The sequence below is a fragment of the Paraburkholderia sp. RL17-381-BIF-C genome, assembly GCF_046026435.1.
In the GTDB taxonomy this organism is placed as follows: Bacteria; Pseudomonadota; Gammaproteobacteria; order Burkholderiales; family Burkholderiaceae; genus Paraburkholderia.
In genome coordinates this window covers 1-13725 of record NZ_JARESX010000065.1, presented here as the reverse complement: position 1 = coordinate 13725, position 13725 = coordinate 1, and the positions used below count along the sequence as shown (strand labels likewise).

General features: G+C 63.1%; 12 protein-coding genes. 6 read left to right on the top strand and 6 right to left on the bottom strand.

Features of this window, described 5'->3' with window-relative positions; translation table 11 throughout:
• Positions 1-8: 8 nt before the first annotated feature.
• Both P0D70_RS28795 and P0D70_RS28790 read right to left on the bottom strand, forming a co-directional pair.
• Positions 9-2933, bottom strand: a complete 2925-nt coding sequence (locus P0D70_RS28795; protein ID WP_408186944.1) for a molybdopterin-dependent oxidoreductase — start codon at positions 2931-2933, stop codon at positions 9-11.
• Positions 2934-3205: 272 nt separating this feature from the next.
• Positions 3206-4138 carry a 2-hydroxyacid dehydrogenase gene (locus tag P0D70_RS28790; protein WP_408186943.1) on the bottom strand — a complete coding sequence of 311 codons (933 nt, stop codon included), beginning with the start codon at positions 4136-4138 and terminating at the stop codon, positions 3206-3208.
• A gap of 234 nt (positions 4139-4372) precedes the next feature.
• Between P0D70_RS28790 and P0D70_RS28785 the strand changes: the two genes are divergently transcribed.
• Positions 4373-5860 (top strand): sensor domain-containing diguanylate cyclase, encoded by a 1488-nt coding sequence (locus P0D70_RS28785; protein WP_408186942.1) that lies wholly within the window; start codon positions 4373-4375, stop codon positions 5858-5860.
• A gap of 27 nt (positions 5861-5887) precedes the next feature.
• On the opposite strand, the gene P0D70_RS28780 is transcribed toward P0D70_RS28785, so the two are convergent.
• Complete coding sequence (locus tag P0D70_RS28780) at positions 5888-6190, bottom strand: putative quinol monooxygenase (RefSeq protein WP_091801873.1); 303 nt, start codon at positions 6188-6190, stop codon at positions 5888-5890.
• A gap of 270 nt (positions 6191-6460) precedes the next feature.
• Between P0D70_RS28780 and P0D70_RS28775 the strand changes: the two genes are divergently transcribed.
• On the top strand, positions 6461-6802 hold the full coding sequence (locus tag P0D70_RS28775) for a zinc ribbon domain-containing protein YjdM (protein ID WP_091801875.1): 342 nt from the start codon (positions 6461-6463) through the stop codon (positions 6800-6802).
• Between the two features lie 30 nt (positions 6803-6832).
• On the opposite strand, the gene P0D70_RS28770 is transcribed toward P0D70_RS28775, so the two are convergent.
• A complete protein-coding gene (locus P0D70_RS28770; RefSeq protein WP_091801878.1) occupies positions 6833-8233 on the bottom strand; it encodes a heavy metal sensor histidine kinase in 1401 nt (466 codons plus the stop codon).
• Positions 8230-8901 (bottom strand): heavy metal response regulator transcription factor, encoded by a 672-nt coding sequence (locus P0D70_RS28765; RefSeq protein WP_091801881.1) that lies wholly within the window; start codon positions 8899-8901, stop codon positions 8230-8232. Before P0D70_RS28765 ends, P0D70_RS28770 begins: the two co-directional genes overlap by 4 nt.
• A 195-nt stretch (positions 8902-9096) precedes the next feature.
• On the opposite strand from P0D70_RS28765, the gene P0D70_RS28760 reads away from it, so the two are divergent.
• The 3 genes from P0D70_RS28760 to P0D70_RS28750 all read left to right on the top strand — a co-directional run bounded on the left by P0D70_RS28760 (position 9097) and on the right by P0D70_RS28750 (position 11225).
• Complete coding sequence (locus tag P0D70_RS28760) at positions 9097-9729, top strand: hypothetical protein (RefSeq protein ID WP_408186941.1); 633 nt, start codon at positions 9097-9099, stop codon at positions 9727-9729.
• Between the two features lie 90 nt (positions 9730-9819).
• Positions 9820-10452, top strand: a complete 633-nt coding sequence (locus P0D70_RS28755) for a cytochrome b/b6 domain-containing protein (protein WP_408186940.1) — start codon at positions 9820-9822, stop codon at positions 10450-10452.
• The gene (locus tag P0D70_RS28750; protein WP_091801887.1) at positions 10449-11225 is read left to right on the top strand and encodes a molybdopterin-dependent oxidoreductase; all 777 of its coding nucleotides are present in this window, start codon (positions 10449-10451) and stop codon (positions 11223-11225) included. The genes P0D70_RS28755 and P0D70_RS28750 overlap by 4 nt, the downstream gene beginning before the upstream one ends.
• Positions 11226-11243: 18 nt before the next feature.
• Here the strand turns inward: P0D70_RS28750 and P0D70_RS28745 are convergent, their stop codons facing one another.
• The gene (locus tag P0D70_RS28745; protein WP_408186939.1) at positions 11244-12212 is read right to left on the bottom strand and encodes an AraC family transcriptional regulator; all 969 of its coding nucleotides are present in this window, start codon (positions 12210-12212) and stop codon (positions 11244-11246) included.
• A 318-nt stretch (positions 12213-12530) separates the two neighbouring features.
• Here P0D70_RS28745 and P0D70_RS28740 point away from each other — a divergent pair, with 318 nt between their 5' ends.
• Positions 12531-13583, top strand: coding sequence for an NAD(P)-dependent alcohol dehydrogenase (locus P0D70_RS28740; RefSeq protein ID WP_091801893.1), 1053 nt, complete (start codon positions 12531-12533; stop codon positions 13581-13583).
• Positions 13584-13725: the final 142 nt, after the last annotated feature.

Sequence of the window (13725 nt, the reverse complement as noted above, 5' to 3'; positions counted from 1 at the left end):
TGACTATGCTATTTGCGCCCCGTCGCGCCACGCAGCCGCGCAGCGAACTCCCCGCGTCCCGCGAAATAGGTTTGCACGATGCGTGAGATCACGCCGTTCTCACCCGGCACCGCGGGCATCGCCGCGAACTGCGGCAGTGTTTGGCGCGCGTCGGCTTCCGCCGGATAGATGCGCACGCGCACGTCGTACCATGCGGCCTGGCCCGTCACGGGATCGGAGTTCGACATGCGTCGCGCCACGTCGTCGTCTCGGCCTGGCAACTCGTCGGTGATCAGGTGATTGAGCAGGAAACCGCGTTGTGATTCGTTCGCGCCCGGACCGAGGCTCCATGCGCCCGATGCCTTGCCGATTGCGTTCCATGTCCATACCGTGCCGGGCTCCACAGTCTCGCTGAAGCGCGCCATGCAGCGCACGCGACCCCATTGCGATTCGGCGTAGATCCAGCTGCCGTCGGCGATGCCGTTTTCGGCCGCCATCAACGGATTCATGTAGAGATAGTTCTCGCCATGAATCTGCCGCAGCCACGCGTTCTGCGAGTCCCATGAGTGGTACATCGCCATTGGCCGCTGCGTCACGGCGGCGAGCGGAAAACGCGCGAGGTCCGTAGCCCCGCTTTCGAGCGGCGCGTACCAGAACGGCAGCGGATCGAAGTACTTTTCAACGCGCGCGCGTAAATGGTCTGGCGGCTGCCTGCCGCTCGTGCGGCCCTGCGCGGCGAGCCTGAACTTTTGCATTACGTCGGAGTAAAGCTGGATCAGAATCGGCTCGCGGAACTTGCGAAAACCGTTTTTGACCGCCCACTCGAGATACGGTCCGTTGCAGTTGCGCATGTATTGCAGCGTCTCGGGCAGCGGGTAATGGAACACACAGTTGTTCTTCGCGTACTCCTCCCATTGCCGCGGATTGGGCTCGCCGACCAACGCCTTGTCGCCGTCCGTACCGCGCCAGCCACTCAGAAAGCCGACGCCGGAATTGGGTGAAGTCGTGAAGTTGATGACGAAGTCGGGATAGTCCCGAAAGCGCCGTGCGCCTTCGGCGGTCGTGAAAGCCGGAAACTTCAGGCGCGACGCGAGTTCGATCAGCACTTCCTGGAATGGCTTGCATTCGCCGGTGGGCGGCACGACCGGCACGCGCACCGAATCCACCGGACCGTCGAACTCGGAGATCGGCCGGTCGAGCATCGACATCGCGTCGTGCCGTTCCAGATAGGTCGTGTCGGGCAGGATAAGATCGGCGAAGGCCGTCATCTCCGACTGGAACGCGTCGCACACCACCAGAAAAGGAATCTTGTACTCGCCGTCGTCGTGCTTGTCGACGAGCATCTCACGCACCTTCATCGTGTTCATCGACGAATTCCACGCCATGTTGGCCATGAAAATCATCAGCGTATCGATCGGGTACGGGTCGCCGCGCCATGCATTGGTAATCACGCTGTGCATCAAGCCATGCACGGCCAGCGGATATTCCCACGAGAAGGCCTTGTCGATGCGCACCGGGCCGCCCTGGTCGTCGATGAACAGGTCCTCGGGCGCGGCGGGCCAGCCGAGCGGACCGGTGGCGAGCGGCGTATTCGGCTTGACGGCGTCGGGGCTGTTCGGCGGTTTCGCCGACGGCGGCACGGCACGCGGAAACGGTGACTTGTGACGAAAACCGCCGGGCCGGTCGATCGTGCCGAGCAGCGACATCAGCACGGCCAGCGCGCGGATCGACTGGAAGCCGTTGGAGTGCGCCGCGAGGCCGCGCATCGCGTGAAAGGCCACCGGGTTGCCGCTGACCGTTTCGTGCGTCTCGCCCCATGCGTCGGTCCAGCGGATCGGCAACGTAATGCGGTGATCGCGGCAAGTCTGGATCATTTCACCGGCAAGGCGTCGAATCGTCTCCGCCGAAATGCCGGTAATGGCGGCGGCCCACTCGGGCGTGCAATCGGCCACCCGTTCGCGCAGCAACGCGAACGACGGCGTGACCGGCGTGCCGTCGTCGAGCGTATAGCGGCCGTCGAGCGCGGGCGTGACACCCGCCGTGTGATGCGGCACGGCGCGCGCGGCATCCGCATCCCACCACAAATGATTCTGCGGAAACAGTGGATTGCCGACCGGCCGCTCAGGATCGCGCACGAACAGGCCGAAGTTTTCGCTGGCTTCGTCGAGATCGACGAGTTCCGCTGCGTTGGTATAGCGGCGCACGAACTCGTGATCCCATGCGTTGGCGGCAATCAGTTCGTGCAGAAACGCCATGAACAGCGCTCCGTCTGTGCCGGGTTTGATCGGCACCCATTCGTCGGCGATCGCCGCGTAGCCAGTGCGGATCGGATTGATCGCAATGAAGCGGCCGCCCGCGCGCTTGAACTTCGAAATCGCGATCTTCAGCGGATTCGAATGATGATCTTCCGCCGTGCCGATCATGAAGAAGAGTTTGGCGCTGTCGAGATCCGGGCCGCCGAATTCCCAGAACGAGCCGCCGATCGTATAGATCATGCCGGCCGCCATGTTGGCCGAGCAGAAGCCGCCGTGCGCCGCATAATTAGGCGTACCGAACTGTTTGGCGAAGAGTCCGGTCAGCGCCTGCATCTGGTCTCGCCCGGTGAAGAGCGCGAATTTCTTCGGGTCCGTGGCGCGAATCGCGCCGAGCCGTTGTTCGAGCACCTCGAAAGCCTGCTCCCACGACACCGGCTCGAACTGCGCACTGCCCCGCTCCGCGCCGGGCTTGCGCATCAAAGGTCGCGTGAGGCGCGCGGGCGAGTACTGCTTCATGATGCCCGAGGCGCCCTTCGCGCAGATCACGCCCTGGTTGAGCGGATGCTCCGGATTGCCGTCGATGTAGCGCACCTCGCCTTCACGCAGATGCACTCGAATGCCGCAGCGGCAGGCGCACATGTAGCAGGTGGTTGTCTTGACGTCGAGACGTTCGTTCTGCGTGCGGGCGTGGTGTTCCATGCGGGATCTCCGTCGCGGCTTCGGGCGGGCCGAAGCAGTGGTGATGCGATACCGCCCATCCTATGCGCGGCGACCTCACAAGGGAAATCGCCATTTTCGACGGAAAGTATCCGCCACGCCGATAGTTTTGGTTTGCCTTTCAGTGATGCGCCGGCTCGCACCGAGCGAGAAAAGGCGGCCGCGCCGGCGTGCAAACCGGGCGGGCGCGTTGCCGCTCGTCAGCGGACTGGCACTACATGGCGACCCCGCGATGAATGCGCGAGCGCGGGTCGTCAGATCGGCGTCAACACCACCTCGCCCGCGAAATGCCGCGTGGCGTTGCTCAGAAAGTTGTCGACCGAGGCCGTGATTGCTTCCGGCGAGCGGCCGCCCACGTGCGGCGTCAACACGACGTTCTGCAGCGTCAGCAAAGCTTGCGGCGGATCCGGCTCGCCCTCGTAGACGTCGAGCGCCGCACCGGCAATCGTCCCCGCCGTGAGCGCGTGAGCGAGCGCCGCCGTGTCGAGCACGCTGCCGCGCGCGACGTTGACCACGAAGCCGTGCGGCCCGAGCGCCTCGAACACCGCCGCGCCGATCAGATGACGCGTGCCCGCACCGCCCGGCGTTGCGACGATCAAAAAGTCGCTCCAGCGCGCGAGGTCTTCCACACTGTCGAAGTACCGATGCGGCGAGCCTTCACGCGGCTTACGGTTGTGATACCCGACCTCCATCTCGAAGCCCGCGCCGCGCCGCGCGACCTTCTCGCCGATGTTGCCGAGCCCGACAATGCCGAGGCGCTTGCCGGAGACGTTCGGGCGCATCGGCAGGTTGTCGCGCCAGACGCCCTTGCGCGTGGCCTGATCGAGCTGCGGCACGTCGCGCACGACCGCGAGCAGCAAGGCGAACGCATGATCGGCCACGCAATGATCGTTGGTCCCCGCGCCGTTGACGAGAACGATCCCGCGTGAGCGGGCGTGTTCAACGGCAAGGTTTTCATAGCCCGCACCCAGCGCGCTGACGAGTTGCAACAGCGGCATGCGGTCGATTTCCGCGGCGGTGAGTCCGGTCGTGCCGTTGGTCAGCACGGCGCGAATCGTCTCGCCGTGCGCGTCGATGGCGGCGGCTCGCTGGGCGGCGTCGGGTGCGTAGATGACGTGGAACGCCGCTTCGATACTCGCGCGGCTTGCATCGTTCAAATGGATCAGAACCAGAAGGGATGGCTTCATGTCGGCGCTTTCGTCGGCAACGTGGATGGACGGAATAGATCTCGAGCCAGTGTAGCAAGGCTCGTCAAGGCATGCAGGCGAGCGACCGGGCCGCCCCGGCGCGCCTCAAGTCAATTGGAATACGGCCGTTATCTTGTTGAATCGCGGAGGCGAAAATGATGCGTAACCGGTCTTTCTTTTCAGCAACCGCCCAACCGGCTTTAAAATAGCGGCACTTCCGATTCCGAGAACTCCATGCTGGACATCCTGCCGCGTGGCCCCGCGCCCGCCAACGACGATTCCGAGATGTTCGAACTCGCGCCCGTCTCGCTCTGGCTCGAAGACTTCAGCGGCGTGCGCGCATTGTTCGACGCATGGCGGGCCGACGGTGTGACCGATCTGCGCGCGCATTTCGCCGCCAATCCGGGCTGCGTCGCGCAGTGCGCGCATAGCATCCGCGTCATCAAGGTCAATCAGAAAACGTTGACCCAATTCGAGGCTGCCGATTTCGACGCGCTCAACGGCAATCTCGCCTCGGTGTTCCGCGACGACATGCTCAAGACCCATCTGGAAGAGCTATGCCAGCTGTGGGCCGGGCAATCGCAGTTCACCAGCCAGACGGTCAACTACACGCTCGGCGGACGGCGCCTCGACGTGCTGCTCAAGGGCGCCGTGCTGCCCGGCCACGAGGCGCGCTGGGATCGGGTGCTGGTGTCGGTCGAGGACATCACCGAACTGGAAGGCGCGCGGCATCGCGTGACGCTCGCCGAGCAGTATGTGCGCGGCCTGTTCGAGTATTCGCCGGTATCGCTCTGGGTGGAGGATTTCAGCGCGGTCAAACGTCTGCTCGACGAAGCGCGCGCGGCCGGCATCAACGATTTCCGCGTGTTTACCGACGTGCATCCCGAGTTCGTCGAGCGCTGCATGCAGGAAATCCACGTGCTCGACGTGAACCAGCACACGCTCGACATGTTCGCGGCCAAAGACAAGAAAACGCTGCTGGCGCATCTGCCTGATGTGTTCCGCGACGACATGCGCCCGCATTTCCGTGAGCAGTTGATCGATCTGTGGGACGGCAAGCTGTTCCAGCAGCGCGAGGTGCTCAACTATTCGCTCGATGGCAGCGAGGTGCACGTGCACCTGCAATTCTCCGTGCTGCCCGGCCATGAAAAGAACTGGGACCTGGTGCTGGTGGCGCTCACGGACATCACGGCGCGCAAGAAAGCCGAAGCCTATCTCGAGTTCCTCGGCAAGCATGACGTGCTGACCAAGCTGCGCAACCGCTCCTTCTACGTGGACGAACTGAACCGGCTCGAACGCAAGGGTCCGTGGCCCGTCACGATCATCATGGCCGACCTGAACGGTTTGAAACGCGTGAACGATCAACTCGGCCACGCGGCAGGCGACGCGTTGCTGCGGCGCGCCGGCGAGGTGCTCGCCAAAGCGACCGAGACGCCGTTTCATGCGGCGCGCATTGGCGGAGACGAGTTCGCGATCCTCATGCCCGACACCGACGAGCGCGGCGGCGTCGCAATGGTCGATGCAATCAGGCAACTGGTTGAGATGAACAATCAGTTCTATCCCGGCTCGCCGCTGAGCTTCTCGATGGGCGCGGCCACCTGCCAACGTGGCGACCGGCTCGAAGCGGGCGTGCAGCGCGCCGATCTGCTGATGTATGAGGACAAGCGCGCAACCTATGCGAACCAGCCGGCCGCCGGCGCCGGCGACGCGGCGGGCCGCTGACAAACAGACGCGCGGCCCGCCGCTCGTTTAGCCCGGCAGTTTGGCCGCCAGCACGTCGACCTTCTCGATACTGGGTGGCGAGGCGAACAGTTCGCCCGCCTTCGCCATCAACGCGGCGGCCACCTTGCCGTGCAGGTGCGCGTCACGGCCGCCTTCATCCGCGAAGGCATCGAAAATACCGAATGTGGACGGCCCCAGCTTCAAGGCGAACCACGCGATGGTGCCCGGCTCCTCCTCGACGAGCGGCAGGCCGCCGAGCAGGAACGCTTCGACCTCTTTTTCCTTGCCTGGCCTGGCTTCAAGACGAACGTACAGGGCGAGTTTGACCATGACAGAACTCCTGCTGTGAGATTCGGGCAATAGGCGTGCATTACAAATGCATTGCTAGCGTGGCGGCACACGCGGGATCGCCACGCTATCGGAAAAGTATAGTCCGCCGCTCCTTTGGCGCCGCCACGCGCCCTTCAGGCGGGTATTTAAACGTGCCGGTTTGCGCTAGCGCAGCATTGCGCGTGCCGCACACCGGCGCCCCGGCACGCGTCCGTTATACTCGCGGACCCTGAAGTTATCCGCGGCCCGCCGCGGTCCGGAAACACAATCATGTCGACGATTCCCGCCTGCCCGCAATGCGCAATGGAAAACACTTACCCCGACGGCGACAATTACGTCTGCCCGGATTGCGCGCATGAATGGCCGATCCACGCCGCCGCATCCGCCGACGACGCCGACCAACGCGTCGTCAAGGATGCCAACGGCAATCCACTCGCCGATGGCGATGCGGTCGTGCTGATCAAGGACCTGAAAGTAAAAGGCTCGTCGATCACGCTGAAAATGGGCACCAAGGTGAAGAGCATTCGCCTCGTGGGCGGCGATCATGAAGTGGACTGCAAGATGGACGCCGGCAACTTCATGCTGAAGGCCGCTTATCTGAAGAAGGTCTGAGCGAACAGCGCCGCCCGCGAACGCCGGCGCTCAAACGCCCGGAAAGCGCAATTCGAAACGCACCACGCCCGGCGCCGGACACACCACGCACGCGGTGCCGCTGTGCAGATGCATGATCGCCTTGACGATCGCGAGGCCCAGACCACTCGATTCGGTGAACGCGCTGCGCGCCGCATCCGCGCGATAAAAGCGGTCGAACAAACGCCCCAGTTGCTCTTCGGGAATGGGCGCGCCGTCGTTTTCGACCACCACCGTGGCGCCCTCTTCGTCCTGCGAGCCGCGCAAACGCACCACCGTATCGCTCGCGCCGTAACGCACCGCATTGACGACCAGGTTATTGATCGCACGCCGGCACAGCATGGGATTCACCCATGCCATACCGTCTGCCTCGACCACGAAGCGCATGCCGCGTTCGTCGGCGGGACCTTCGAAATAGTCTGCGATCCTGACGAGTTCCTCGCGCAGGTCGATCGGCTCACGTTCGACTGAGAGCGCCGCATGGTCCGCATGCGCAAGAAACAGAATGTTTTCCGCGATGTGACTGAGGCGACTCAGCTCCTCCAGATTCGATTCAAGCACCTGCTGATACTCTTCGGGCTCGCGTGTCCTCGCGAGCGTAACCTGGGTCTGCCCGATCAACGCGCCAACCGGGGTGCGGATTTCGTGCGCCAGGTCGGCGGAAAACTGCGACAGATGTTGATAACCGTCGGCGAGACGGTCGAGCATGGCGTTGAACGCGTGCGTGAGCTGGCGCAATTCGAGCGGCGCCGCCTCGCTGTCGAGCCGCACGGACAGGCTCGCGGGGCTGATCTGCGCGGCCCGCGTGGCAATCTCGCGCACCGGGCGCAACGCTCGGCGCAGCACGCAATAGGCGAGCAGCGTCGCGGCCAGCATGCCGATCAGCGTGGCCAGCAGGATGCGGTTGCGATAAGCGGCCAGCATGCGCACTTCCTGCGTCATCGGGTGACCGGCGATCACTTCGACCTCGGTGCCGTCTTCGCGCGCTCGGGCGGTGGCGATCGCCCAATGCACCGGCACTCCGTCGGCGAGCCGGGTCTGGCGAATGTCGGCAAAGGTCGGCAGACGGCCCTCCTCGCCGGCCTGCAACGCGGGCACCGCCACGCCACCCGGGTTCACGTCGATAAACGGCGCCTCGCCCGGACGGCGAAACAGCAGCACGTCCTGTTCCGCGCCGAGCATGGTCTCGAACAGCAACGGCCGGTCCTTCAGTTCGCCGACCGAGTAGAGATCGCGCACAATCCGGCTGAAATGCTCGACGCGCCCGGTCAGCACCACGTCGGCGCGGCGCTGCAACGACAGCTCCGCGGAGCGGTAGAAATACGCGCCCAAAGTGCCGATCACCACGCAGGCAATCGACGCGAACAGCACGGTGGTGCGAGCCGTGAGCGAGCGCCCGGTCCAGAATTTCATGAGCCGTCGCCGAAGGTGTAGCCGATGCTGCGCACCGTATGAATCAGCTTCTTTTCGAACGGATGATCGACCTTGGCGCGCAGCCGTTTGATGGCCACGTCGACCACGTTGGTGTCGCTGTCGAAGTTCATGTCCCACACTTCGGACGCGATCTGCGTGCGCGACAGCGCTTCGCCCTGACGGCGCACGAGCAGATGCAAAAGCATGAACTCCTTGTTGGTGAGCGGGATCTCGACGCCTTCGCGCGTCACCTTGCGACGCAGCACGTCGAGCTTCAGGTCGGCGATCTCGAACACGTCGCTCTCGCGGATCACGCCACGGCGCAGCAGCGTGCGGATTCGCAGCACCAGTTCGGTAAACGAAAACGGCTTGACGAGGTAATCGTCCGCGCCGAGTTCGAGACCGCGAATACGGTCGCTGACATGGTCGCGCGCGGTGAGGAAAATCACCGGCAGATCGCGCCGTGCCCGCAGCGCGCGCATGATTTCCCAGCCGTCGATACCAGGCAGCATCACGTCGAGCACCACGAGGTCGTAAGGATTTTCGAGCGCCATGTGCAGGCCGTCCGTGCCGGTGCGGGCGAGATCGACCGCATAGCCGCTCTCGCGCAAGCCCTTCTTCAGGTAGTCGCCGGTTTTCGGATCGTCTTCTATGACGAGGATGCTCATGGTGCTCAGTGCTCCAATTCGGGCTTCGGCCCGGAGGCTCGCTCGAAGGCTCGCTGACATGCGGGACGTGGATATGCCGGTCATTTTACGTGGCCGTTGCGCGCCATTCATGACGTTTTTGTCATCCATCTGTCACTCGCCGGAGCCGGTCCCGAGTCTAATCTGCCCCCATCGTTCACCACCTGGAGCAGATTCATGAAGATGGTTTCCGCGCGTGCGTTGCGCACCTTCGTCGCCCCGGCGCTCGCCGCCGCTGCGTTCCTCACCGCCGGTCCGGCCGCATACGCCCAGAACGCCGCGCCGACCGGCGTGCGCGGCACGGTAACATCGTTGTCGGGCGACCTGCTCAAGGTCCACACGCGCGACGGCAAGGACGTCGACGTGAAGCTCGCCAAGGACACGCCGATTCGCGGCGTCGTGCTCGCCGACGTGAACGACATCAAGCCGGACAGCTACGTGGGCACCGCCGCGATCCCGCAAGCGGACGGCACGCTGAAAGCACTCGAAGTCCACGTGTTCCCCGCGAGCATGCGCGGTGCCGGCGAAGGGCACCGTCCGTGGGATCTCGGCGGCAACAGCTCGATGACCAACGGTACGGTCGGTTCGCTCGTGGTCAGCAACGGCCGCACGATCACCGTGAAGTACAAGGACGGCGAAAAGAAGATCGTGATTCCGCAAGACGTGCCTATCGTCGCGCTGGAACCGGGTGACCGCTCGCTGCTCGTGCCGGGCGCGAAGGTCGTGCTGTTCGCGCACAAGGAAGCCGACGGCTCGATGGCGGCCAACTTCATCTCCGCGGGCGAGCACGGCGTAACGCCGCCGATGTAACACGGCATTGCCGTTTTCCGGTTTGTTCGAGCAGCCGCGCTTTTTCAATGGCGCGGCTTTCCAGCTCCCGTTCGCCTCGTGATCCTTTCCATGCCCGAACCGCAAATGCGCCTGCTCGTCCACCCGCTCGTCGTCCGTATCACACACTGGATCAACGCGTTCGCGATGGTCTGCATGGTGATGAGCGGCTGGGCGATCTATAACGCGTCGCCCTTCTTCCCATTCAGATTTCCGGCGTGGGCGACCGTCGGCGGATGGCTGGGCGGCTCGATCGCCTGGCACTTCGCGGCGATGTGGCTGCTCTGCGCGAACGGCCTGCTGTATTTCGCGTATGGCCTCGGCGGTGGGCATTTCCGGCGCAAGCTGTTGCCGGTTCATCCCCGCGACGTAATACATGACGCAAGCCTCGCCCTGCAATTCAAGTTGCCGCACGATACCGGCAGATATAACGCGGTGCAGCGCGCGCTGTATCTCATCGTACTGGCGCTTGGCGTGTTGCTGGTCGCGTCGGGGCTGTCCATCTGGAAGCCGGTGCAATTTTCGTGGCTTACAGCCTTATTCGGCGGCTTCGATTTCGCACGGCGCGTGCATTTCATCGCAATGGCGGGTGTGGTCGGTTTCGTGGTGGTGCATCTGGCGCTGGTGCTGCTCGTGCCGCGCACGCTGCTGCCAATGCTGACCGGTCGCGCACGGCACGCAGCGCATGGAGGAACCCAGGCATGAGCGCATCCGAACGCAACGGCGACGAACGCCGAGCCCGCATCGTCCTTGCCGATCATCAGCCGCAAATCGAGCGGCTGCAGCGGCGCCTGTTTCTGCGCTCGTCGCTTTCCATCGGCGCGCTGGCGATGCTTTCCGGCTGCAACATGCAGGATGGCGATTCGGTCGACAAGGTGCTCTGGGCCATGTCGCGCTGGAACGATCGCGTGCAGGGCTGGCTGTTCGACCGCAACAAGCTGGCACCTACCTACTCCGCGCGTGAAATCACCGATCCGTTTCCGTTCAACGCGTTCTATCCGGAGTTCGACGCGCCGGACATCGACGGTTCGACTTATCAGCTCGAAGTCTCAGGGCTCGTGTCGGACAAGCGCAGCTGGAATCTCGATCAGCTGCGCGCGTTGCCGCAGGTCTCGCAGATCACACGCCACATCTGCATTGAAGGATGGAGCGCGATCGGACAATGGCGCGGCGTGCCGTTTCGCACGTTTCTGGAGCGCATCGGCGCGGATCTGAGCGCTCGCTATGTCGGCTTCAAATGCGCGGACCGCTATTACTCCAGTCTCGACATGGCGACGGCCCTGCATCCGCAGACGCAACTCACGCTCGATTTCCGCAATGAGCCGCTGCCGGCCAAATACGGTTATCCACTGAAGCTGCGCGTGCCGACCAAACTTGGCTTCAAGAATCCCAAGCACATCGCGGCGATCTTCGTGACGAACACGAACCCTGGCGGCTATTGGGAAGATCAGGGCTACAACTGGTTCAGCGGTTTGTAATGCGGCCCGTTTGCCCGCTCACACGGCGGTGACGTAGCGCGCCACCGGTTTGACCACGCGTGGTGCCGGCGAATCGTACAAGGTGCGCATGCGCTTCACTTCGTCCACTGGACTGAGGCCGAAAAGGCGCTTGAACTCACGGCTGAATTGCGACGCGCTTTCATAACCGACGCGCGCCGCGGCCGCGCCCGCATTCAAACCATCCTGCACCATCAGCAAACGCGCATGATGCAAACGTGTGGTCTTCACGTATTGCATCGGCGAAGTGGCGGTGACGGCTTTGAACTGCGCGTGAAACACGGCGAGGCTCATGCCGGCTTCGGACGCGAGCGTATCGACATCGAGAACGCCGTGGTAATCGGCATGAATCCGCCGCAATGCTTTGGCAATGCGGCCGAAATGATTCTGATGCGTGAGTGCCGCGCGAATCGCGTCGCCCTGCTCGCCGGTCAGCACGCGATAACAGATCTCCCGCACCACGCCGGGCGCGAGAATGCGTGCGTCGAGCGGCGAAGCCAGCGCGTCCATCAGACGCTGCACCGCGTTGCACAGCGCCGGGTCGAGTGGCGTCGAATAGATGCCGACGGGTTCGTGCTGCGCGGCGCCTTGCGTCTCGTTCAATGCCATCAGCAATTCCGCCACCATGGTGAGATCGACGCGCACCGAGATGGCGAGAAAAGGCTCATCCGGGCTCGCCTCGGTCTCGCATTCGAATGGCAATGGCACCGAGAGCACCAGGTACTGCTGCGCGTCGTACTGAAACACCTGATCGCCGAGAAAGCCGCGCTTACGTCCCTGGCAGACGATCACGATGCTCGGCTCGTACATCACAGGCATGCGCGGCATGGGACTATTCGCGCGCATCAGATTGACGCCTTCGAGACTCGTGCGCGTGAAGCCCGGGTTGGGCGCGAGCACGTCGAATAATTCGACCACACGCTGCTGGGCGGGATCGAGCGGGACGGGTTCAGCGGAACGGGTTGACATGACGGTATAGTGACGTGCAAGAGAATAATGCTTGAAATTTATCACCAAACGACCTATCGCGCTGCTCGCCAGGAGTTTTAGGCAAACCTTCAAGACATTCAGGTATTCCCGGGCTCCTCGCCCGCTCCTATCATGGGAACCCTGCCGGATCATCTATTTCCGCGCTGCGCCGGGCTCGATTGGCCATTGCCTGTTTGACGAATTTGCCAGTCACCGCCCGCGCCGTGATCCCGGTTCATGACGAGGTTGGCCTCATCGGCGACATGCGTCGCCCATGGCCGGCGCCTTGCGACTTCACCCTCTTTGCTGGAGCTACCCATGAGCACGACTTATGCCTATGCAGCGACCGACGCTACCGCGCCGCTCGCCCCGTTCGAAATCCAGCGCCGCGAACTTCGCCCCCTTGATGTGCAGATGGAAGTGCTGTTTTGCGGCGTGTGCCATTCCGATTTGCATCAGGCGCGCAATGAATGGAAGAACACCGTATTTCCGGTGGTGCCGGGCCATGAAATCGTCGGCCGCGTGACCGCGGTCGGTGCGGACGTGACGAAGCACAAGGTGGGCGATCTGGTCGGCGTCGGCTGTCTGGTCGATTCGTGCCGCACGTGTGCGAGTTGCGAGGAAGGTCTCGAGCAGTATTGCGAGAACGGTTTTGTCGGCACGTATAACGGAGTCGACCGGGTCGACGGTCAGATCACTTACGGCGGCTATTCCACGCAACTCGTCGTGGACGAAGCGTTCACCTTGAGCGTGCCGGACAATCTCGACCCTGCCGGCGTGGCGCCGTTGCTGTGCGCGGGCATCACCACCTATTCGCCGCTGCGCACGTGGGGCGCCGGTCCCGGCAAGAAGGTCGGCATTGTCGGCCTTGGCGGCCTGGGTCATATGGGCGTGAAGCTGGCGCGCGCGATGGGTGCGCATGTCGTGTTGTTCACCACGTCGCCCTCGAAGATCGAAGACGCGAAGCGGCTGGGTGCGCATGAGGTGGTGATTTCGAAGAATGCCGAAGAGATGGAAGCGCATTTGAACAGCTTCGATTTCATTCTGAACACCGTGGCTGCGCAACATGATCTGAATCCGTTTTTGAATCTGCTCAAGCGTGATGGAACCATGACGCTGGTCGGCGCGCCGGAGCACGATCATCCGTCGCCGCAGGTGTTCAATCTGATTTTCAAGCGTCGCCGGTTGGCTGGGTCGTTGATTGGCGGCATTGCCGAGACGCAGGAAATGCTGGATTTCTGCGGTGAGCATGGGATTACTTCGGATATCGAGGTGATTCCTATGCAGGGGATTAATGAGGCTTATGAACGGATGCTGAAGAGCGATGTCAAGTATCGGTTTGTGATTGATCTGGATTCCTTGCGGAAGTAAATTTTGGGTGGGCCGCGCTGCGGGGGTGTTGTTTTTTTGCCTGCGGCGCGGTCGGGGTTGGGTTGTTTTTTTTGGCTTTGGCCTTTCCTTGAATTCGTGGTGGTCTATTGGCGTTGCCCCTGTGCGGGGCGGCACTTACTTT

Coding starts and splice junctions, on each gene's coding strand:
- P0D70_RS28745 (WP_408186939.1), bottom strand. CDS start 12,212: ATGTCAACCCGTTCCGCTGAACCCGTCCCGCTCGATCCCGCCCAGCAG.
- P0D70_RS28785 (WP_408186942.1), top strand. CDS start 4,373: ATGCTGGACATCCTGCCGCGTGGCCCCGCGCCCGCCAACGACGATTCC.
- P0D70_RS28795 (WP_408186944.1), bottom strand. CDS start 2,933: ATGGAACACCACGCCCGCACGCAGAACGAACGTCTCGACGTCAAGACA.
- P0D70_RS28750 (WP_091801887.1), top strand. CDS start 10,449: ATGAGCGCATCCGAACGCAACGGCGACGAACGCCGAGCCCGCATCGTC.
- P0D70_RS28780 (WP_091801873.1), bottom strand. CDS start 6,190: ATGGTCAAACTCGCCCTGTACGTTCGTCTTGAAGCCAGGCCAGGCAAG.
- P0D70_RS28755 (WP_408186940.1), top strand. CDS start 9,820: ATGCCCGAACCGCAAATGCGCCTGCTCGTCCACCCGCTCGTCGTCCGT.
- P0D70_RS28765 (WP_091801881.1), bottom strand. CDS start 8,901: ATGAGCATCCTCGTCATAGAAGACGATCCGAAAACCGGCGACTACCTG.
- P0D70_RS28760 (WP_408186941.1), top strand. CDS start 9,097: ATGAAGATGGTTTCCGCGCGTGCGTTGCGCACCTTCGTCGCCCCGGCG.
- P0D70_RS28790 (WP_408186943.1), bottom strand. CDS start 4,138: ATGAAGCCATCCCTTCTGGTTCTGATCCATTTGAACGATGCAAGCCGC.
- P0D70_RS28740 (WP_091801893.1), top strand. CDS start 12,531: ATGAGCACGACTTATGCCTATGCAGCGACCGACGCTACCGCGCCGCTC.
- P0D70_RS28770 (WP_091801878.1), bottom strand. CDS start 8,233: ATGAAATTCTGGACCGGGCGCTCGCTCACGGCTCGCACCACCGTGCTG.
- P0D70_RS28775 (WP_091801875.1), top strand. CDS start 6,461: ATGTCGACGATTCCCGCCTGCCCGCAATGCGCAATGGAAAACACTTAC.